The organism is Aequorivita sp. CIP111184, assembly GCF_900489465.1.
In the GTDB taxonomy this organism is placed as follows: Bacteria; Bacteroidota; Bacteroidia; order Flavobacteriales; family Flavobacteriaceae; genus Aequorivita.
In genome coordinates, this window is sequence record NZ_UEFQ01000016.1 from 273,542 (window position 1) to 293,090 (window position 19,549).

The following is a 19,549-nucleotide window of genomic DNA, read 5'->3' on the forward strand; positions in this document are numbered from 1 at the left end:
TATTCCTTTTGATTTTTACTTTGAATAATTGTTTAAAGTTTCTTGTACGGGTCTAAATTGCATCCCCAATTCTTTTTGCGCCAATCCATTTTTATAAACAATAAATGGGTTGTTTTTTGGTGATTCGTGGTTCAGCATTAAGCTCAAGTCTGAAACCGGATAGCTTTGACTGCTCAACAAATAATTTTTACCGTGCAATCCTGAAGTGGTTGCAGCTTTAAAAATTCCTTCGGCTACATCTTGTACGTCTACAATGGCAAAATTTACATTGATATCATAAAGCATTTGTACAAAAGGGTTTGGGGCGATTTTATTTTTGAATAGGAACTGAAGTCCCGTAGATGTTGAATCTTCTCGAGTAGAAAGTGCTTTCCCCATTACCCCAACTGGTGAAACGGAAGTGATTTCAAAAGAAAGGTTTGGGTTTTCTTTTATGAATTTTTCTACCGTTTGGTTCGCAATAAATTTTGCTTGAGCATACGGATGACTTTCTGCACTGGTAAATTTTAGATCGTTTTCATCGAAAAAATCAGTGTTTTTTTTGGTGCCCGCAGGCATCGGAAAGTTTGTATTATAAGCCGCGACCGAAGCGATTATAACAACCTTTTCAATTAAAGGGGTTTCGCTTGCCGCCGTTAAAAAGTTCTCCGTTCCTTTAATCGTGGGATCGAAAAGTTCTGTTTGCGGATCTTTCACATCAAGCTGAAATGGGGTTCCTCCGTGAATTACAATTTCACAATCACTTATAAAGTCTTTTAAAACCTCTAAATCTTCCACCTTTAATGCGCTGATGTTTAGATTGTCTGAATTCTCGAGATTGAAAAGATGCTTGTATTTTTCACTTTTTTTAATATCAGTAACCGATACTTTCACATTGTATCCTTCTTCTAAAAACTTCTTTGTTATATAGCTTCCTATAAAGCCTGAACCACCTATAATGCCTACTGTTTTCATATTTTTTCTTTTAAGATAAGACCTAACGGGTTGATTACATCCTCACTTGCAATGCCCGTTAGGCCTTGGTAATTACTGTTCTCCCTCTCCGTCAGGGACTGTGCTTCCGTCCATTTCACTTTTTTGTACTTCGTGCATAGATTGAATATCCAGCATTATTTTTGAGAGGTCCCAATAACCAAATTCTTTTACAACTTTTCCATCCACAAATTGTGCGGTAATATGCGTGGGAATGGTGTATGTTTTGTTATTGGCAGCAAGCGTTCCTTTCCATAGACCCCAAAAGTTTACCCATGTTTGACCTTTATCGGTTACTACCATCTCATATTCAGATTCTCCATCCACATAGTCCCAACTTGAAAAAAGTGAGGCGTCGTCTTTATTGCTAGCAACCAATTCTGTTAGTGTTTGCCCTTCAGCTTCAACCACATTATTCATTATTTTTGCGGTATCTGCATAATGACTAACCATTGCTTCCCAATCTTGCTTATCATAAGCTTCAATCACTTTTTTGTAGGTGTCTATTTCTGGCGATTGTTGAGTGTAACGCTTTTCTTGTTGTTGGCAAGCGGTCAATAAAAGGACTGTTGCAAGTCCTAGAAGAAATAGTTTTTTCATAATTTTAAATATTTAAATTGGTTAGTTAATTTAATTTATACAGCTTAAATGAAATTTGGGTGGCGTTACAAATCAGGGCAGATTTTTTGAAATCTTTTCTGAGCGTATTTTTAATTCTTCCAAGTCTGAGGTAATTTTTGACATATTCAAAAGCCCGAGTTCTATAACAATCTTTTGCCTCATTACAAAAGGATCATTTACTAGGTTATATGCTTCAATCTCTCGCGATTGTTGGATATGCCACTTTTCTTGTGTTTGGCAAGCAGAAATTGAAAGGAGTATTACAAGCCCCATAAACAGTTATCTTTTCATGATTTTGAAAGATTTAAATGGTTGTTTAATTGAAAAATGCTGTGGGGGAGATCTAAGTAACTGATAATCAAAGAAAATAGAAAGCGTTTTAGGACGAGCACACTATATTTGTGTCCCAAGAGAGTAATTTGTTTATCGAAGAGTAATTATATGGTTTGCAGCCGTTTCAAAAGTTCAGTGCGCATTGTCTTGCTCATCGGGATGGCTTTTTTTGAAATAACTACGTGCGTGCCCGCAACTTCGTCTATTTGGGAAAGATTGATAATATACGAACGGTGAATTCTGAGAAAATGGTTCTGAGGAAGCTTTTCATCAATATCCTTTAAAGTCATAACCAAAAGATATTCCCGGCCTTGCGAAAAAATACGGCAGTAGTTGCGTTCGGCCTCAATGTAGTAAATGTCTTTAATGTCTATTTTTAACATTTTCTCATTATGGCGAACGAAAATACGGTCGTTCAATATAAAGTCCGTGGCATTTCCGTTAGTTACAACTGCGCTATTTCCATTTTCGGTTTTGCCATTTTCTGAAACGTTTTCTAATAAAATTCTATTCACGGTAAGTTCAATCGCGCGTTGCAAATCCAATTTTTTAAAGGGCTTCGATATAAAAGCGTATGGATGAGTTTCCTTAGCACGGTTAAAATGGAATTCGTCTGAATTAGCCGTTAAATAGATTATCGGAATTTTGTGATATTTTTGAATTTCCTGGGCAGTTTCAATACCGTCCATTTCGCCTTTCAAACTGATGTCCAAAAGCACAATGTCCGGTTTGTCTATTTGTATATGAGCGATGGCTTCTTCGCCACGGGGCAAAATTCCTGTTATTTCATAGCCCAGCTCGCTTAGTTGCAACGAAATATTGGCGGCAATAATCATTTCATCTTCAACGATCAATATTTTTATTGCATTCTCCATTAAGCAATTTTAAAATTTTTAAAGTTGAAAAATACTGCGGTGCCATTTTTATAATCTTCGGAAATCGTGCCGTTTAATTGTTGCGTGAGCAGTTGTATCAACTGTGTGCCAAAACCTGTTCCTTTTGGTTTTGAACCTTCCGTTTTGCCAATACCGTTATCTGAAACTTTTAATAATAGATCGTTATCTTTTTTGGTAAGGCTAATGCTTATTTGTCCTTTTACTCCGTCGGGGAACGCGTATTTTAGGGCATTTGTTAAAAGTTCGTTTACAATAAGCCCAATGGGAACGGCGGTGTCTACGTCCAGATTTAAATCGTCCATGGCGCATTCAATTTTAACCTTTTCTTCAGCATTAAAAGTGTCCAGCACGCCTTCGCTTAAATTCATAAAGTAATCCTTCATTTCAATACTACCCAAGTTTTCACCCTGATACAACTTTTGGTGAATAATGCCCATACTCTGTACTCGGTTTTGGCTGGAGAGCATAGCTTCTTTGCTGGCACCATCTTCAAGTTTAGCGGATTGGAGGGCGATGAGGCTTTTCACCATTTCAAGATTATTTTTTACGCGGTGGTGGATTTCTTTTAGCAGCAATTCATTCTGTTTGTTTTTAGTATCCAATTCAATATTTAAAAGGGAAAGAGCTTTTCGTTTTTTGCGAATATTTTTCAACGTAAAATACATTCCGAAGAGAATAACAGTAAGCAATCCAGCGATGCCTATATAGAGAATTTGTGTTTTTCGTTGTTGTGAGATTTTTGCCTCTTTGTCTAAAATTTCTAAATCTTTTTGAGCGGTTTCATATTTTACTTGCAATTCGCTATCCTTCCGCGCTATGATTGTATTAAGGTATTCAGAATGACCTTGTTCGTATAGCTCGTGATATTTTAAGGCATTTTTATACTCACCTAATTCACTGTAAATATTGGAAACGTGCATATAGTTTTCCCAAAGATTTTTGGTGTTACCAATGCGTTTCATAATTTCTATTGCCTTTAAATTGTAGGGTAATGCTTCGGCATATTTTCCCTGTAAAATATAAACGTGACCAATGTTTGCGGTAGGGGGCATCATATAACGGATAAATCCAATTTTCTCTGCACCTTCATAACAACGGTTATAATCTGCAATTGCTTCGGGGTATTTTTCCATGTATTTATAGATATTCCCTCGACCATTATAGCAAGCCAAAAGCGGTGGCCCGTTTTCACCAATTTTTTTATACAAATCAATTGCTCGATTCATATTAGATAAACTTTCGTTAAGATTGCCTAAAAACAATTGGTTTTCGGAAAGCCGACGGTAGGAGAGTGCCATATCTTCCTCGTAACCATATTTTTCTTGAATCACGATGGCTTTTTTACAATAATCCGCGCCTTCAGCATAACTGTCTGAATAATAAAGAAGGTCGCTAATTTTAGTGTAGCATTGCGCAACACCACGCTGATCGTTTATTTTTTCATAAAGCGCCAAAGCTTTATAAACTGTTTCAGAGCCTTTGTCATATTCCGCAGTGCCGCTGTAATTGGAAACTAATAAAAGGTAAGTGTCTGCCAAAGATTTGGTCATTTCCCGTTTTTTGTAAAGCGAAATGGCCTTCTGCAAATAAACTATGGAAGAATCCAACACGGTATGGTTTTCGTGCCACTTTGCTAAACCGATGTAAGCATTTCCAAGAGCTTCAAAATCCTTGCTTTTTTTGGAAAGTTGAATTGTCTTTTTGAAATTGTTGTATTCCAAAAGCGTGTCTTTCTCTTTTTCAAGTTTTTTTTCTAAATAGGAATTTTTAAGAGTGTCCTCTTGTGTTTGAGAAGAAGCTTTGGGGAGACTACTCCACGAAACGCAAGCTAATACTGCAAAGAGTAATAGTCGTTTCATTGTTGTGATGATTGGTTGTTAGTTGCTTATAAATATAGGCAGATTAATTTTATAATCAAATGCTAAAAATATATAAACTAGGTTTTTACATTTTTTAAATTTTGGTTTTGATTGTTTTTTAAATAAAAATTCCTGTGGAGAAAATTAAACGTACCTTCGCCGCTTATTAAAACCGTCTTCTTAGTTTTAATGGTTTTTAAAAAGACCGAATTCTAAAAGCGCCGCGATATACTATCTCCAAGCGCAGCGGTCTAAAAAAATACAAAGTGAAAAGTTTTCGGATTCTAAAATTAGAAGAATCTAAAAGCGAAGCGCTCCAATAATCTAAATACAATATGTCATTTAAATCCCTTGGGTTGTCCGATGCCCTGCTGAAAGCTATCAGCAAAAAAGGATACGAAACGCCTTCGGCAATTCAACAAAAAGCAATCCCATTAATACTGGAAGGAAAAGATGTGCTGGCCTCGGCCCAAACCGGAAGCGGAAAAACAGCCGGTTTTGCCTTGCCAATGTTACAAATATTAAGCGATCAACCTCCCTTGCGCCAACGTCCCGTTCGCGCTTTAATACTTACTCCAACCCGTGAGCTCGCTGCACAAGTGCAAGATGAGTTTAAGGATTACAGTGAATTTACAGATCTGCGTTCCACCGTTATTTTTGGTGGTGTGGGTGCCAATCCACAAATTAAAGCTTTGCGAAATGGAGTGGATATTTTAGTAGCTACGCCCGGCCGTCTTTTGGATCTGGTCGATCAACGTGCCCTTACACTTTCAAAAGTAGAAATCCTTGTTTTGGATGAAGCCGATAGAATGCTCGATATGGGTTTTCTGCGCGATATTAAAAAGATATTGGCGTTGCTTCCTTCCAAAAGACAGAACTTACTTTTCTCTGCGACCTTTTCAAAAGAAATAAAAAAACTAGCAGGCGATTTTTTACACCATCCAGTATTGGTTGAAGCTACGCCTGAAAATACTACAGTTGAAAAAATTGAACAAACTGTTTACCGGGTCGATAAAGCCCAAAAAACGGATCTGATTATAAAACTTATTTCCGAAGGAAATTGGCAACAGGTTTTGGTTTTTACAAGAACCAAGCACGGTGCCAATCGTTTAAGTGAAAAACTTGAAAAGGCAAAAATTACTTCTGCAGCAATCCACGGAAACAAAAGCCAAGGCGCACGAACAAGAGCGTTGTCTGGTTTTAAGGAAGGAAAAGTACGCGTTTTGGTGGCAACCGATATTGCAGCCCGTGGACTTGATATTCCCTTATTGCCGCACGTTATCAATTTTGAGTTGCCAAATATTTCTGAAGATTACGTTCACCGAATTGGAAGAACAGGTAGGGCTGGAGCTAGTGGCGAAGCACTTTCTTTGGTAAGTTTAGACGAAGTTGGTTATTTAAAGGATATTGAAAAATTGATAGGCGAACGCCTTCAGCCCAAAATCCTTCCAGAATTTCAGCTCACAGAAACCATGGCCGATGTAAAAGCTGCCGAGGAAGAAAAGAAACAACAAAAAGCGCAGCGACACAGTCGGGGGCGGAACGCGGGCACTAAGGTAAATACACACACTAAAACCAAAAGTAACCGAGGAAGGAACAAAAGATAATCCACGGCTGGTGAATTGTATTTATAATTTATCCAAATCTGGTACTCGAAGTTCCTCAATATCCCAATTTGCGCATTTTGCTCCGGCTTGATAAGCACTTTCCAAGAAATCTAAAACAGCCTTTCTTGGGTTGCTTGAACATTTAACTGTTTCATAGCTTAACAACGCCATGGGGCTGCCGTTGCTATCTTGCCATTTTGCGCCTTCAGGTTGTAGGGTTTCGTTATCAATGCCTTTAGGGGAAGGATAAGTGTAGGTGTAGTACATAGGTTCTGGCATATTTTTGTCACCAACCCAGAATCCAAAACTAATCTGTTCATGCGAGTAAGTATCTTTTTCCAAAACTCTGGCAGAAGCGTCCATAGGTGGTAGTTTCTTTCCTGAAAATCTTGTTACTACCAAATCCAGATGATGCCAATAGATATGAACGGGGCAGGATTTTCTATAAAACCTGCCACTAAATTCTTGGAAAATGCTGTTATTCCATTGCATAATTTTCCAGAAATTTTCTATATAATTCCAATCAAAATGATGGTACTCTGTTATGCTGTTGAACGGTTTTTCAATATTAACATCAAAAGGTTTTTCAACAAAATCGATGCTTAGGCCCGTACCCATTAATTTGGAAGTATATTCCTTATAAAAATCTGCAATGGTGGGGTTTTGCGCAAGAGAAATAACAATTTCCGCTCCCGCGCTTTGTGATATTATAACAGCTCTTCTGGGAATATTCAACTCTATTTCAACACCACCCACTCCTTCGTTTACTGGAATATTGAACGTGCTAAATCCTTTTGGTGAAACGTAAAGGGTTATATTCCACCAATGATTTTTCCTTGGACTAGAAGCAAGCCTTGTTTTTCCTATAATTTGAAGAATTATATGAATTGTGATTCGTGTTTCAATCCAACTTTCGAAAGGCAAATTAGGTATTTTTTCAGATTTCATGAGAGCTATTTTAATTGGATTAATTGTCAGCTATTTCAAAGATACTCAAAAAAAATATTGGCTTTTAAGTGAAACAGGTCAAGTATAAGAAGTTAAATTTCAGCGTATTAATATTTAATAAATATAAAGTAGCAACATATTTATTTCTATTATTCATCACAATTAAAACTGTTACTATCTTTATAACCATTCAAATTCTTTTATGCCCAAAAATATTCCTCAGCGTTTCTCTTTCTATCCATCGGTAGATGAAATCCCACATTTACTTTGGAACGATTTGGTTAGCGAGCAGCATGTTTTTTTAACTTTCCCTTATTTAAAGGCTTTGGAAGAAACCTTAAAAGGCGCTCTAAAACCAATTTATATTCTGGCTTACAATGCAGACGAAAAACCGATCTTAGCAGGTGTATTTCAAATAGCCACTTTTATCTATAAAAAAGCTACACAACAAAATGTGTTCATCAAACTTTTTCAAGATTGCAGAAATGTGGATGATAGTTTTTCAATAAGAGGATTGGTGTGCGGAAATATTTTTGCTACGGGGGAACATGGGTTTGCGTATTCAGAAAAAATTTCAAAACAAAAAGCACTCGAGCTACTTGCCAAAGCCGCAAAACAAATTCAAAAAGATCCGCGATGGGAAGATTTGTTTAAAGTGATTCTCTTTAAGGAGTTTTGGCCAGCTTCATTAAAAAACGCTAGTGTTTTGGAAAACTATAAATACCGTTCTTTTCAGGCCGATGTAAATATGGTATTGAAGCTTCACCCTTCTTGGAAAACATTTGCCCACTATCTGCAAAGTATGAAAGCGAAGTATCGTACCAAAGCAAATAGTGCCTATAAAAAATCAGATAGCCTTTCCGTTCGTTCTCTAACTTCCGAAGAAATAATACTATATGAGAGTCAGCTTTACCAATTATTTTCCAATGTTCTCAATAAGTCTGAATATCGTTATGGTGAAAATTATCCTGCTTCCTTTTCAGTTTTAAAAGAAAATTTGGGCAATCTGTTTATTTGCAAAGGAGTGTTTTTGGATGATAATTTAATAGCATTTAGCACCGCTTTTATAAATGGCAATACTTTGGAAGCCAATTATGTGGGAATTGATTATAAGTACAATACGAAGTATGCAGTTTACGAAAGGCTTTTGTACGATTATGTAGAAGAGGCAATCGCTTTAAAAGTATCGCAATTACACTTGGGTCGCACGAGCGAACTTATTAAAAGTGCTTTGGGTGCCGTGCCGGTTGAAATGACTTTATATGCGCGCCACACTTCAAAACTTAAAAATGTACTATTGAAACCTGTTTTAGAAAATATTGAACCCAATACCTTTGAGTTGCGGAGACCTTTTGGGGAGAAGTTTTTAAATAATTAGTTGATTTTTTATTAAGTTCTTCCAAAATTCAGAACTATACAGCCCAAAACCCACCACCTCAGCCATTCACAAACCCACAGATTCACAAACTCAAAGATTCGCCAAAAAAATGTCTACGGACTAAAGCTTACAGCCTACAGCTCATAAACTTTATCATTAACTTTGTCCGCAATTTAAAATATGAAAAACGGTATCACCAAATTTATTGACGCCTTCTATTTTTTGTTTCGGCGCTGGTTTCCTTTAAAAACATACCGTTACGCGGTTTGTGGAGGAAGTAATCTAGTGTTTGATATCTGCCTGTATTTTATTTTTTATAATTTTATTTTCGACAAACAGAATCTCGATCTTTATTTTGTGGTACTGAGTCCGCATATCGCTTCTCTCTTTTTTGTGTTTCCCATTACTTTTACTACTGGATTTCTACTTCAAAAGTTTATCACATTTGAAGCTTCAAATTTGCCGTGGAAGGTTCAGTTTTTTAGATATTTTATTGTTGGAATGGGCGCATTGTTGCTTAGTTATATTTGTATGAAAATATTGGTGGACCTGCTAGAATTTTACCCCACGCCTTCCAGGTTTTTAACAGTAATTATAACGGTTGCCTATAGCTATTTGCTTCAGAATAAATTCAGTTTTAAGGTTGCTTAAGTAACAAATGCTGAAAGAGATCCGTACTATTATAAAAACCTTCACAGTAGTTACGATTCATTTTAATTAATTTTATAAAAAAAGATAAAAATGGAAAAAAGAAAACTCGGAAAATCAGGATTGATAGTAGCGCCTTTAACTTTTGGTGGCAATGTATTTGGATGGACGGTTGATAAAAAACAGTCTTTTAAACTTTTGGACGCTTTTGTGGATGCGGACTTTAACTTTATTGACACTGCAGACACTTATTCTTGGTGGGCAGATGGCAATAAGGGAGGAGAGAGCGAGGCGATCATTGGCGATTGGTTTACCGAAAGGAAAAATCGCGACAAAATTATTCTTTCAACCAAAGTAGGTTCCAAAAACAATGAACATCCCGTAAACGTAAGTAAAAAGTTTATTCTTAAAAGTGTGGAAGATTCCCTTCGGCGTTTAAAAACAGATTATATAGATCTTTACCAAACCCATTTTGATGACGAAAGTACGCCAGTTGAAGAAACCCTCTCCGCCTATCAGCAATTAATAAAGGAGGGAAAAGTGCGCGTTATCGGCACTAGCAACATGTCTCCCGAACGAATTCGGGAATCGTTAAAAGCTTCAGAAAAAGAAGGCTTGCCAAAATACCAAACTTTGCAGCCACTATACAATTTGATGGAGCGCGAAAAATATGAAACGGATTTGCGCGGTATTGTTGAAGAAAATAATATGGGCGTTTTGAGTTATTTCTCTTTGGCCTCTGGCTTTCTTACAGGAAAATATCGAAGCAAAGACGATCTCGATAAAAGTCAGCGAGGTGATGGTGTTGATAAATATCTTAATAAAAAAGGATTTAAAGTTTTGGAAAGCTTAGATAAAATCTCGGAAAAGTACAATACCGCGCAAGCTGCAATTTCATTAGCTTGGCTGATTGCCCGGCCAACTATAACTGCTCCCATTGTAAGTGCTACGAATTTGAAACAAATGGAGTCTATCATTAAAGCACCGCAGTTAAAACTAGATGAAGACGATATGGAACTTTTGAATAATGCGAGTGCTTAAATGAATTCATTTTAGATTGCTTTAATATTTAACTGCGGAACAAAACTTGAAATAGTTTAGATTATTCTATAAAGCAAAACTCTATCGAAATGATTCTATTTATATATGAATTATTTGGGGTAAAAGCTAATTCTTAATAATCCCTTCTTAGAAATTGAAGTGACACTATACGCTAAAAGCTTATATCGCAAACACTTTCCCAATCCTCCCTACACTAGCCACAACTAGATATTTTTAGCTTCTTTTCATTCAACTTTAAATAAAGGTTAAGTCTACTTGATGATATCGGTTTGCTCTGTTCTTGCCTTAAAAACATAAGTATATTCGCAAAAAAATTAATCTTTTTAAATGATTTACAAGAAATGAAACAACTCAACTATTTAATTATTTTTTTAGTTCTATCTACTTTTTCCAATTTGCTAATTGCACAAAATGTGATTGGATTTGAGGATTTTGATGGAAATGAAATCAATTTAACCAATACAGCTAACGTTTCCGATTACGGCATGGCTGGAGGTACTGGTGGCGATGTTTTTGGTCGCGTAAACGGTCAAGCTGGCGGAGTGGGAATGCCCTTTGATGTTGCCGATGATACTGCTTTCGATGTTAGTGGTGCTGGTGCAGGAACAAGTTTTCCGGCTGATCAGCTTGGTATAGCCGGTCAAAACACAACAGCCTTTTTTGCCCTAAATGATATGGATGCCATAGGCGTAAACAATGCCGTTTGGACCTTTTCGGGATGGGGTTCAGCAGTTGTAAGTGATATAACTATCGATATTGCAGCTATGGGTAATTTTGAATCTGCTTCCAGTGATGGGTTCATTATTGAAGCAGCAATCGAGGGAGGTGCTTTTCAGGAAATATTTAGAGCTGCAACCAATGAAGCTGCTACAAAAACATATCGTCCTTTTGATGGTGGTTTTGTATTTTCGGATGACGATCCCTTGGAATTATTTATTGATGGAAACACAACCGCTGTTGGTTTCTTAGATAAATCTGATGCAACAACAGGTAATTTTGATACTTATACCTCTCAACTTCTAAACGGCCAAGTAGCTACTGAAATTCAAGTTAGAATTCGCTGGGAAGGCACTCCAAGTGGCTCCGAACCTATGGGGATTGATAATATTACTGTTAACGGTACCATCAGTGGAGGTACTCCACAATTAGTGATTTCAGAAATTATGTACAATCCATCAAGCGCTGAAGATGATTGGGAATGGATAGAAGTTTACAATGCAGGAGCGGTTGCTGTTGATTTTACAGGTTTTGTAATTGATGATAATAACGGTGTTGCCCATACAGTAGCAAATATTGCTGGTGGTACAATCGCTGCTGGTGCTTCAGCGGTTTTATACAATGCGGATGATATTTCTGCCGCTGATTTTACAGATGCTTGGGGCAATGTTGTTCTTATTCCAGTTACCGATTGGACTGCGATGGCATTAAACAATGGAGGTGATACTATTGGAATTTGGGAAAACTTTGCTGATTATTCAGGAGATCATCAAGCCCAATTGAATACTATTGAACAAGTAATTTATGACGATGCCAGCGGGTGGCCCAGTGATGATGGGAACGGTTCCATATTTTTGAATGACCTTAATGCAGACAATAATGATGGAACAAATTGGACTTTGAGTACCGATGGAGCTACAACCCCTTTGTTTACTGCTTATATTAGTAATGTCTTGGGAGGTAATTCAGGAGCTGATATAGGTTCGCCAGGGTTAATAACAGGTGGAGTTCAGCCTTTGCTTATCAGTGAAGTTGTAGTAACACCAACTGCGGGTGAATTTATTGAAATATATAATCCAAATACAACCGCCATAGATTTAAGCAATGTATATATCACAGATGCAACCTTTGCCGGGGGAGGTACGTATTACTATAATATTGTAACTGGCACCAATGCGGGTGGAGGAAGCTTTGGCGATTTCTTGGCACGTTTTCCTGATGGAGCAACTATTGCTCCTGGGGTATATCAAACCATCGCGCTTGCGGGCTCAGATAATTTTTTCGCAACCTATGCAATCAATCCAGATTATGAACTTTTTGAGGACAATGCAACTGCAGATGGTATTCCAGATATGCGCGAAGGTCTTCCAGGTGCAATAAACAACCAAGGTGGTTTGACCAATGGAGGCGAAGTGGCTATACTTTTTTATTGGGATGGAACAACAGATTTGGTTACCGATCTTGATTATGTTATCTGGGGCGATACAGCCGAAGCTGTAGATAAATCAGGAATCACTATTGATGGCCCCGATGCCGATAATGTTGGTTCTACATATAATAACGATACCCCTATTGCAACACAGCAATTGGTAAGTGCTTCTGCTCATGCTAGTGGGCAATCTTTCCAAAGACAAGATCTTTTTGAGGGAATGGAAATAACTACTGGAGGAAACGGTGCTAATGGCCACGATGAAACTTCGGAAGACTTAATGAATACTTGGTGTACTTCTGCTACCACTGCTGGAACTGAAAGCTCTTGTGGTATGGTTCCTGTTGCCGAATATAAAATACACGAAGTGCAGGGTGCTTCCTTAAGTTCGCCTTTAGCGGGACAGATGGTGAAAGTTTCTGCTATTGTTACCGCAAATTACCAAGCTACAGATCAGTTGAGCGGTTTTTTCATTCAGGAAGAAGACGTAGACATGGATGCGGATAATAATACTTCAGAAGGTGTGTTTGTGTATTGCAACACTTGTGCAGACGCAGTTAATATAGGTGATTTGGTAGAAGTTACTGGTCTTGCTGAAGAATTTTTCGGAATGACACAAATTGATGTTACGGAACCAGGAAGCATGGTTACTGTTATCAGTAACGCCAATATACTTCCAACGGAAACTGCTATCACTCTACCTGCAGTGTCAAGCACAGAAGCTGAAAGCACTTTTGAAAATGTGGAAGGAATGATTATTAATGTTACTACAAACCTAGTGGTAAGTGAGTATTTTGAGTTAGCTCGCTATGGAACATTGGTACTTTCTGCAAATGAAAGGGTACATCAGTTTACACATTCTAACGACCCAGATCCTGCTGCATATGCTCTTTTTCTAGATGATTTAAACAAAAATAGAATTCTTCTAGATGACGACAATAATATTCAAAATGATGCTACTGTGGGTAGTTCGGATGAACCTTATTTTTGGCCCCGTAATGGTTTAAGCAATACAAACTTAATACGCGGTGGAGACCAAATTAGCAATCTTAAGGGAATTATGCACTGGTCTTTTTCTGGACAAAGTGGTACCGATGCTTGGCGCATACGACCAGTTGTGGATGTCTTTAATTACGATTTCACGTCTGATAATCCAAGACAAATTGCTCCGCCTGTAGTTGGTGGCACCTTTAAAGTAGCTAGTTTCAACGTTCTTAATTATTTCACCACTATTAATTCCCGCGGAGCAGATTCTTCTGCAGAATTGGATCGTCAACGTGAAAAAATAGCTTCTGCTATTTGTGCATTGAATGCAGATATTGTTGGACTGATAGAAATTGAAAACAACGGAACTTTGGCGATAAACGATCTTTTAAACGGTCCCGGTGGAGTCAACGAAACTTGCTCAGCAAGCTATGCAGCTGTTGACACAGGTGTTGTTGGTACAGATGAAATTGCCGTAGCGTTTATTTACAATACTGCAACAGTTTCTTTGGAAGGTGCGCACGCTATTTTGGATAGTTCTATTGATCCTCGTTTTCTCGACAATAAAAACCGCCCAGCTTTGGCGCAAACGTTTAAGGAAACTGCATCTGGAGCTAAAATAACGGTAGTAGTAAACCACTTTAAATCGAAAGGTTCTTCGTGTAATGATGTGGGTGACCCAGATTTAAATGATGGCTCTGGAAATTGCAACATCACGCGTACCGATGCTGCTGCTGCCTTGGTAGATTGGTTGGCAACAGATCCAACAAATAGTGGCGATCCAGATTTCCTGATTATTGGTGATTTAAATTCATACAAAAGCGAAACTCCTATTGATGCTATTAAAGCCGGCTCTGATGATACTGAAGGTACTTCTGATGATTTCACGGATCTTTTGGAGAACTTCGTTGGTCTAGATGCCTATAGCTATGTTTTTGATGGTCAGTTGGGTTATTTGGATTACGGTTTGGCAAGTACTAACTTATTATCACAAGTAACTGGTGCTACTGCTTGGAATATAAACGCCGATGAGGTAAGTGTGTTCGATTATAACGATGATATTCAAGATGCAGGCGAATCGTCTTTTGAGCGTGAATCAAATGCGCTTCCTATTTATGAAGCCAATATGTTTAGGGCATCAGATCACGATCCTATTTTAGTGGGAATGAATCTAGACCCTGCTAATAATGCTCCTGTTGTTCTTTGCCCAACAAATATTACCAAAACTGTAGATGCGGGTGTTTGCGGCGCAGTTGTTACTTTCCCAGATGCAACGGCTACAGATGTAGATGGCGATTTGGATACGGTTGTGCAGACTGACGGTTTGAGCTCGGGAAGTGAATTCCCGGTGGGAACTTCAACAATTGAGTTTACAGCGACCGACGGAAATGGAAATGCTACTGTTTGTTCATTTACAATTACTGTAGAAGACAATATTGCTCCGGAGCTAGTTTGTATGGATATTACGGTTGAATTGGGTGCAGATGGAACGGCTACTATTTTGCCGGAAGACGTAATTGCAAGCAGTTTTGATGCTTGTGGTATAGCTACTTTAGCAATAGATGTTAATGAAGTTAGCTGTGCAGATATAGGAACTCCTGTTTCTGTAATTGTTTTTACAGAAGATGTAAATGGAAATTTAGCACAGTGTGCTGCAACAGTTATTGTAGTAGATACCTTAGCTCCTGAAGTAAGCTGCCCTAACAATTTAACGGTAGATTCAGGTGCTGGAAACTTGTTTTATGAAGTTCCTGATTATTTTGCAACAGGAGATGCTACTGCTCTAGATAATTGTACAGATCCAGTAACTATTTATACTCAAGATCCTGCTGAAGGCGAATTGCTTGCAGATGGTGTGTATCAAGTTACGTTAACTGCTGAAGACGAATACGGAAACACAGGCGAATGTACATTTGAATTGACCGTGGAATCTGTTTTGGGAGTTCAGGATAATACACTTGAAAATTCTGTAAGTATCTTCCCAAATCCAGCTACTACTAAAGTAATCATTGCAAAGCGTAAAGCAATTTCACTGAATGCTGTGCTTATATATGATATTACTGGAAGGCTAATAAACACTGTTGATCTGAAAAACATGGGTCAAAAAGAAACGATTGACATAGCCCATTTACAATCGGGAATATATCTTTTGCAGATTAATGGTGAAAAAACTACTATCACAAAACAGTTGATTAAAGAATAGATATTTATTTAATGTTAATTATAACCGTCCACATGTTGTGGGCGGTTTTTTATTAAAAACAAACCCCCAACAATTTCTTTTACAAGAAATAGTGGGGGTTTTACAAAGGAACAATTTAATCAAAATTACTTAACCAAAAATGCTATCCTTTTCAATCTAAACTAACTATTAACCTAACTTCTAATTTAATTCTGTAAGGAACTCTTCTCTCGGGGTGCGTACCTTTTTCATATTTACCAGCCAGTCTCCCGCCTCATCGCGATACCCTAAGGTCAATATTAAAACACTTTTTAAACCTTGTTCTCCCAATCCCAATAATTCATCAACCGCTTCAGGGGTAAATCCTTCCATTGGGGTTGCATCTATCTTCTGTTCGGCTGCGGCTGCGATTGCCATAGCAAAAGAAATATAAGCCTGCTTTGCTGCGTGGTCTGCTTGCCAATCTTGACTTAATGGTTCATACATTCCCCAAAGTTTTTCTTTATAGGCATCCATGGTTTCATGTGGTAATCCACGTTCATCCATGGTATAGTTGAAAACAGATTCTATTCTGTCTAAAGTGTATCCATCCCAAGCTGCAAAAACTAATACGTGTGAAGCATCTACAATCTGACTTTGATCCCAAGCCACAGGTTTTATTTTCTGCAACAGGTCTTTATTTGTGATTACAAAAATTTTATAAGGCTGAAGCCCAGAGGAGGAAGGAGCCAATCGTGCCGCTTCTAAGATATAATCCAGTTTTTCCTGCGGAATGGTTTTACCATTCATCTTTTTAGCTGCGTAACGCCACTTTAAATCTTCTAATAAATTCATATGTGAATTTTTTATTGTTGATGGTTTAATTTTTCCAATAATTTTTCGGCAACTAGTTCTGAAGATGCTGGATTTTGACCTGTAATTAAAAGACCATCTTCAACAGCATACACAGCCCAATCATCACCTTTGGAATATTCACCTCCATTTTTCTTCAACATATCTTCTACCAAAAACGGAACAACATCAGTAAGTTGTACGGCCTCTTCTTCACTATTTGTGAAACCAGTAACTTTTTTACCTTTTACTAAAGGTGAACCATCAGCTGATTTTGTATTTTTAAAAATTGCAGGGGCGTGACAAACGGCCGCTACTGGCTTGTTATTGTTATAGAAAGATTCTATAAGTGCAACGGAGTTTTTGTCTTCAGCTAAATCCCATAATGGCCCGTGGCCTCCTGGATAGAAAACAGCATCATATCCTGCTTGGTCAACTGTTTCTAGTTTCACAGTATTTGCAAGGATTGCTTGTGTTTCTTTATCGTCGTTAAATCTAACAGTTGCTGGCGTTTGGGCGTCTGGAGTTGCGCTTTTTGGGTCTATAGGTGGTTGTCCGCCTTTTGGGGATGCAATAGTAATCTCAACTCCTTTATCCTTTAATAAATAATAAGGGGCAGCAAATTCCTCAATCCAAAATCCTGTTTTCTCGCCAGTGTTTCCTAATTCAGAATGGCTTGTCAATACAAATAATACCTTTTTCATCTTTTCGTTTTTTAATGTTGTTTGTTCTTCATTTCTTGATTTATCTTCTTGCTTATTTTCGCAGGAAGTAAACAAAGCAGTGATTATCACCGCTAGAAGTATCATTTTTTGTTTCATAATAACTATTGAAGTGCTGAAATCAGTATGACATATAGACTATAATTGCAGCTACTTTTGTTGAATACAAAGTTAGGTGCCATAACTGACAAAAAAATTGACCTATGGTAATTAAGCTATCCTTGCACCAATTCCTTACGGATACGGCTCAGGCTTTGGGTTGTGACACCCAAATATGAAGCAATGTGGTAGTTTTTAACGTTTTGTTCTATGTTTGGGTAGGTGTTGATAAAATTTAAATAACGCTCCGTAGCCGATTGTGATAGGTTAGCAATAATCCTTTTTTGAAAGGAAGCAAAAGCGCGTTCCATCTTCTTTCGGAAGTAAGATTCAATTCTCGGCATGGCCTTATATAGTAATTCCATATCAACTTTGGATATTTTAAAGAGCGTGGCATCCTGTATGCATTCAATATGCATTGAGGCTGTGCTGCTATTGAAGAAAGCAGTATAATCGCTTATCCACCAATCTTGTATCGCAAATTGTACAGTGTGTTCCTTGCCGTCAGGAGCTATATAATATGTGCGTAAGCATCCCTCGGCCACATAATATTGGTCATATACATGTTGGCCTGCTTCCAACAGCAAGCTGTGTTTGGGAAGGTGTAATTTTTCAAAACTGCGCACCAATAGTTGACTTTCTTCTTGGGTGAAAGAAAGGTCTTTAAAAATGGTAGTTATTATTTCCAAATCTCTCGTCATTGGCAAATGTTACTTTGATGCCATAAAAATACAGTAATCAATAGAGATATAAGGATAACTAGATTAATTACATCCAGAAATATTAATTTTTCAACTGACTTTGTTTTCAGAAATTCGCTGCTTTCTAACCTGCACAATAAGGGCAACGGTGTACATAATAGCGGCAAAAAACCATAAATATTTAATCTTTTCTTTCCCCATAAAATAGTAATCAAAAGCAACACTGGCCGCCACAAGAATATTGAGAATAAGTATAATGTAGTTTAGTGTTATGCGTTTTTTTGGCGAAAACTTTTTCAGCAACATAAAAAGATTGAAAAGCGCAGTAATAAACTGGAGAATGGCAAGCGCATTTTTACCTTCTTCTAAAAGGCTTAATCCGCCTAACAAAAAAATAAAAGCATTTATCAGAAAGCTGAATATGAATAGTTTGGCTTTTAGTTTTGGTTTCATTCTACCAAAATAAAACATTTTTTTCATCCAAATCCAAAAAGGAGATTTGGAGTATTATTAAAATGTTTGCTTCCTGAAATACTTCTTCCGCAACCAAAATGATACCCTTACCAATAAAATCAAAGCAGGAACTTCAACCAAAGGACCAATAACCCCAGTAAAAGCTTGCCCTGAATTCAACCCAAAAACTGCTATGGCTACGGCAATTGCCAATTCAAAATTATTTCCAGCCGCAGTAAATGCTATGGAGGCAGTTTTGTCATAAGGCGTACCCATTGCTTTTGAAAAGAAGAACCCAATAAGGAACATTAGGGTGAAATAAATTAACAACGGTACTGCAATGAGCAACACATCCATTGGGATTTCTACGATCAATTCTCCTTTCAATGAAAACATCACAACAATGGTAAATAGCAAAGCTATAAGCGTAATGGGTGAAATGGCAGGAATGAATTTAGTTGTGTACCATTCTTCACCTTTCCACGGCACTAAAATGAACCTACTTAAAATGCCGAGGACAAAAGGAATACCTAAATAAATTGCCACACTTTCGGCTATGGTTGCTATGGAAATATCTACAATAGCGCCTTCAAACCCAAAATAGGGAGGTAATACGGTAATAAAAAGCCAAGCGTAAAAACTATAGGCAAACACCTGAAAAATACTGTTGAGCGCAACCAACCCTGCGCCATATTCGCTACTTCCTTCGGCAAGATCGTTCCATACCAAAACCATCGCTATGCAACGGGCAAGTCCAATTAAAATAAGACCTACCATATATTCTGGATAATCCCTAAGGAAGGTTATTGCTAGTACAAACATGAGTACTGGTCCAATAATCCAATTTAAAATTAAGGAGATGGAAAGTACTTTTACATCCTTAAACACTTTTGGCAATAGCGCATAATTTACTTTGGCGAGAGGCGGATACATCATTAAAATCAGCCCAATTGCAATGGGAATATTTGTAGTGCCACTACTGAATGAATTTATAATGTCTGGAAATGAAGGAACAAAATAACCGATTCCAACACCCAAAAACATTGCAATGAAAATCCAAAGGGTTAGGTAACTATCTAAAAAACTTAATTTTTTGGGAGCTGCCAT

16 protein-coding genes are annotated in these 19,549 nt (G+C 37.6%); 5 read left to right on the top strand and 11 right to left on the bottom strand.

Features of this window, described 5'->3' with window-relative positions; genetic code table 11:
- Window positions 1–15 precede the first annotated feature (15 nt).
- The 5 genes from AEQU1_RS07145 to AEQU1_RS07165 form a co-directional block, all read right to left on the bottom strand.
- A complete protein-coding gene (locus AEQU1_RS07145) occupies window positions 16–954 on the bottom strand; it encodes an NAD-dependent epimerase/dehydratase family protein (protein WP_111879932.1) in 939 nt (312 codons plus the stop codon).
- 72 nt (window positions 955–1,026) lie between these two features.
- Complete coding sequence (locus AEQU1_RS07150) at window positions 1,027–1,572, bottom strand: nuclear transport factor 2 family protein (RefSeq protein ID WP_111879933.1); 546 nt, start codon at window positions 1,570–1,572, stop codon at window positions 1,027–1,029.
- A gap of 72 nt (window positions 1,573–1,644) precedes the next feature.
- The gene (locus AEQU1_RS07155; RefSeq protein ID WP_111879935.1) at window positions 1,645–1,866 is read right to left on the bottom strand and encodes a hypothetical protein; all 222 of its coding nucleotides are present in this window, start codon (window positions 1,864–1,866) and stop codon (window positions 1,645–1,647) included.
- Window positions 1,867–2,030: 164 nt separating this feature from the next.
- A complete protein-coding gene (locus tag AEQU1_RS07160; RefSeq protein ID WP_111879936.1) occupies window positions 2,031–2,801 on the bottom strand; it encodes a LytTR family DNA-binding domain-containing protein in 771 nt (256 codons plus the stop codon).
- Window positions 2,801–4,681 (bottom strand): tetratricopeptide repeat protein, encoded by a 1,881-nt coding sequence (locus AEQU1_RS07165; RefSeq protein WP_111879938.1) that lies wholly within the window; start codon window positions 4,679–4,681, stop codon window positions 2,801–2,803. The genes AEQU1_RS07160 and AEQU1_RS07165 overlap by 1 nt, the downstream gene beginning before the upstream one ends.
- Before the next feature lie 335 nt (window positions 4,682–5,016).
- On the opposite strand from AEQU1_RS07165, the gene AEQU1_RS07170 reads away from it, so the two are divergent.
- On the top strand, window positions 5,017–6,288 hold the full coding sequence (locus AEQU1_RS07170) for a DEAD/DEAH box helicase (RefSeq protein ID WP_111879940.1): 1,272 nt from the start codon (window positions 5,017–5,019) through the stop codon (window positions 6,286–6,288).
- A 21-nt stretch (window positions 6,289–6,309) separates the two neighbouring features.
- On the opposite strand, the gene AEQU1_RS07175 is transcribed toward AEQU1_RS07170, so the two are convergent.
- Window positions 6,310–7,236, bottom strand: a complete 927-nt coding sequence (locus AEQU1_RS07175) for a DUF5996 family protein (protein ID WP_258455202.1) — start codon at window positions 7,234–7,236, stop codon at window positions 6,310–6,312.
- A gap of 202 nt (window positions 7,237–7,438) precedes the next feature.
- On the opposite strand from AEQU1_RS07175, the gene AEQU1_RS07180 reads away from it, so the two are divergent.
- From AEQU1_RS07180 to AEQU1_RS07195, 4 genes are all read left to right on the top strand, one after another.
- Window positions 7,439–8,614 (top strand): GNAT family N-acetyltransferase, encoded by a 1,176-nt coding sequence (locus tag AEQU1_RS07180; protein WP_111879943.1) that lies wholly within the window; start codon window positions 7,439–7,441, stop codon window positions 8,612–8,614.
- 180 nt (window positions 8,615–8,794) lie between these two features.
- Entirely contained in the window at window positions 8,795–9,265 is a 471-nt protein-coding gene (locus AEQU1_RS07185; RefSeq protein WP_111879944.1) for a GtrA family protein, read from the top strand.
- Between the two features lie 90 nt (window positions 9,266–9,355).
- Entirely contained in the window at window positions 9,356–10,303 is a 948-nt protein-coding gene (locus tag AEQU1_RS07190) for an aldo/keto reductase (protein WP_111879946.1), read from the top strand.
- 362 nt (window positions 10,304–10,665) lie between these two features.
- A complete protein-coding gene (locus tag AEQU1_RS07195) occupies window positions 10,666–15,657 on the top strand; it encodes an ExeM/NucH family extracellular endonuclease (protein WP_181566729.1) in 4,992 nt (1,663 codons plus the stop codon).
- 180 nt (window positions 15,658–15,837) lie between these two features.
- On the opposite strand, the gene AEQU1_RS07200 is transcribed toward AEQU1_RS07195, so the two are convergent.
- The 5 genes from AEQU1_RS07200 to arsB all read right to left on the bottom strand — a co-directional run bounded on the left by AEQU1_RS07200 (window position 15,838) and on the right by arsB (window position 19,549).
- Window positions 15,838–16,470: an NAD(P)H-dependent oxidoreductase gene (locus AEQU1_RS07200; protein WP_111879948.1), complete on the bottom strand. Its 633-nt coding sequence runs from the start codon at window positions 16,468–16,470 to the stop codon at window positions 15,838–15,840.
- Between the two features lie 11 nt (window positions 16,471–16,481).
- Window positions 16,482–17,276, bottom strand: a complete 795-nt coding sequence (locus AEQU1_RS07205; protein WP_258455203.1) for a type 1 glutamine amidotransferase domain-containing protein — start codon at window positions 17,274–17,276, stop codon at window positions 16,482–16,484.
- Window positions 17,277–17,404: 128 nt separating this feature from the next.
- Window positions 17,405–17,989 (bottom strand): Crp/Fnr family transcriptional regulator, encoded by a 585-nt coding sequence (locus tag AEQU1_RS07210; RefSeq protein WP_111879949.1) that lies wholly within the window; start codon window positions 17,987–17,989, stop codon window positions 17,405–17,407.
- 90 nt (window positions 17,990–18,079) lie between these two features.
- Entirely contained in the window at window positions 18,080–18,442 is a 363-nt protein-coding gene (locus AEQU1_RS07215; protein WP_146743729.1) for a hypothetical protein, read from the bottom strand.
- A gap of 57 nt (window positions 18,443–18,499) precedes the next feature.
- Window positions 18,500–19,549 (bottom strand): ACR3 family arsenite efflux transporter, encoded by a 1,050-nt coding sequence (gene arsB / locus AEQU1_RS07220; RefSeq protein ID WP_111879953.1) that lies wholly within the window; start codon window positions 19,547–19,549, stop codon window positions 18,500–18,502.

What these genes read in the sequence shown, in the direction of transcription:
- AEQU1_RS07145 (WP_111879932.1), bottom strand. Translation starts at nt 954, where the DNA reads ATGAAAACAGTAGGCATTATAGGTGGTTCAGGCTTTATAGGAAGCTAT.
- AEQU1_RS07150 (WP_111879933.1), bottom strand. Translation starts at nt 1,572, where the DNA reads ATGAAAAAACTATTTCTTCTAGGACTTGCAACAGTCCTTTTATTGACC.
- AEQU1_RS07155 (WP_111879935.1), bottom strand. Translation starts at nt 1,866, where the DNA reads ATGGGGCTTGTAATACTCCTTTCAATTTCTGCTTGCCAAACACAAGAA.
- AEQU1_RS07160 (WP_111879936.1), bottom strand. Translation starts at nt 2,801, where the DNA reads ATGGAGAATGCAATAAAAATATTGATCGTTGAAGATGAAATGATTATT.
- AEQU1_RS07165 (WP_111879938.1), bottom strand. Translation starts at nt 4,681, where the DNA reads ATGAAACGACTATTACTCTTTGCAGTATTAGCTTGCGTTTCGTGGAGT.
- AEQU1_RS07170 (WP_111879940.1), top strand. Translation starts at nt 5,017, where the DNA reads ATGTCATTTAAATCCCTTGGGTTGTCCGATGCCCTGCTGAAAGCTATC.
- AEQU1_RS07175 (WP_258455202.1), bottom strand. Translation starts at nt 7,236, where the DNA reads ATGAAATCTGAAAAAATACCTAATTTGCCTTTCGAAAGTTGGATTGAA.
- AEQU1_RS07180 (WP_111879943.1), top strand. Translation starts at nt 7,439, where the DNA reads ATGCCCAAAAATATTCCTCAGCGTTTCTCTTTCTATCCATCGGTAGAT.
- AEQU1_RS07185 (WP_111879944.1), top strand. Translation starts at nt 8,795, where the DNA reads ATGAAAAACGGTATCACCAAATTTATTGACGCCTTCTATTTTTTGTTT.
- AEQU1_RS07190 (WP_111879946.1), top strand. Translation starts at nt 9,356, where the DNA reads ATGGAAAAAAGAAAACTCGGAAAATCAGGATTGATAGTAGCGCCTTTA.
- AEQU1_RS07195 (WP_181566729.1), top strand. Translation starts at nt 10,666, where the DNA reads ATGAAACAACTCAACTATTTAATTATTTTTTTAGTTCTATCTACTTTT.
- AEQU1_RS07200 (WP_111879948.1), bottom strand. Translation starts at nt 16,470, where the DNA reads ATGAATTTATTAGAAGATTTAAAGTGGCGTTACGCAGCTAAAAAGATG.
- AEQU1_RS07205 (WP_258455203.1), bottom strand. Translation starts at nt 17,276, where the DNA reads ATGATACTTCTAGCGGTGATAATCACTGCTTTGTTTACTTCCTGCGAA.
- AEQU1_RS07210 (WP_111879949.1), bottom strand. Translation starts at nt 17,989, where the DNA reads ATGACGAGAGATTTGGAAATAATAACTACCATTTTTAAAGACCTTTCT.
- AEQU1_RS07215 (WP_146743729.1), bottom strand. Translation starts at nt 18,442, where the DNA reads ATGAAACCAAAACTAAAAGCCAAACTATTCATATTCAGCTTTCTGATA.
- arsB (WP_111879953.1), bottom strand. Translation starts at nt 19,549, where the DNA reads ATGGCAGCTCCCAAAAAATTAAGTTTTTTAGATAGTTACCTAACCCTT.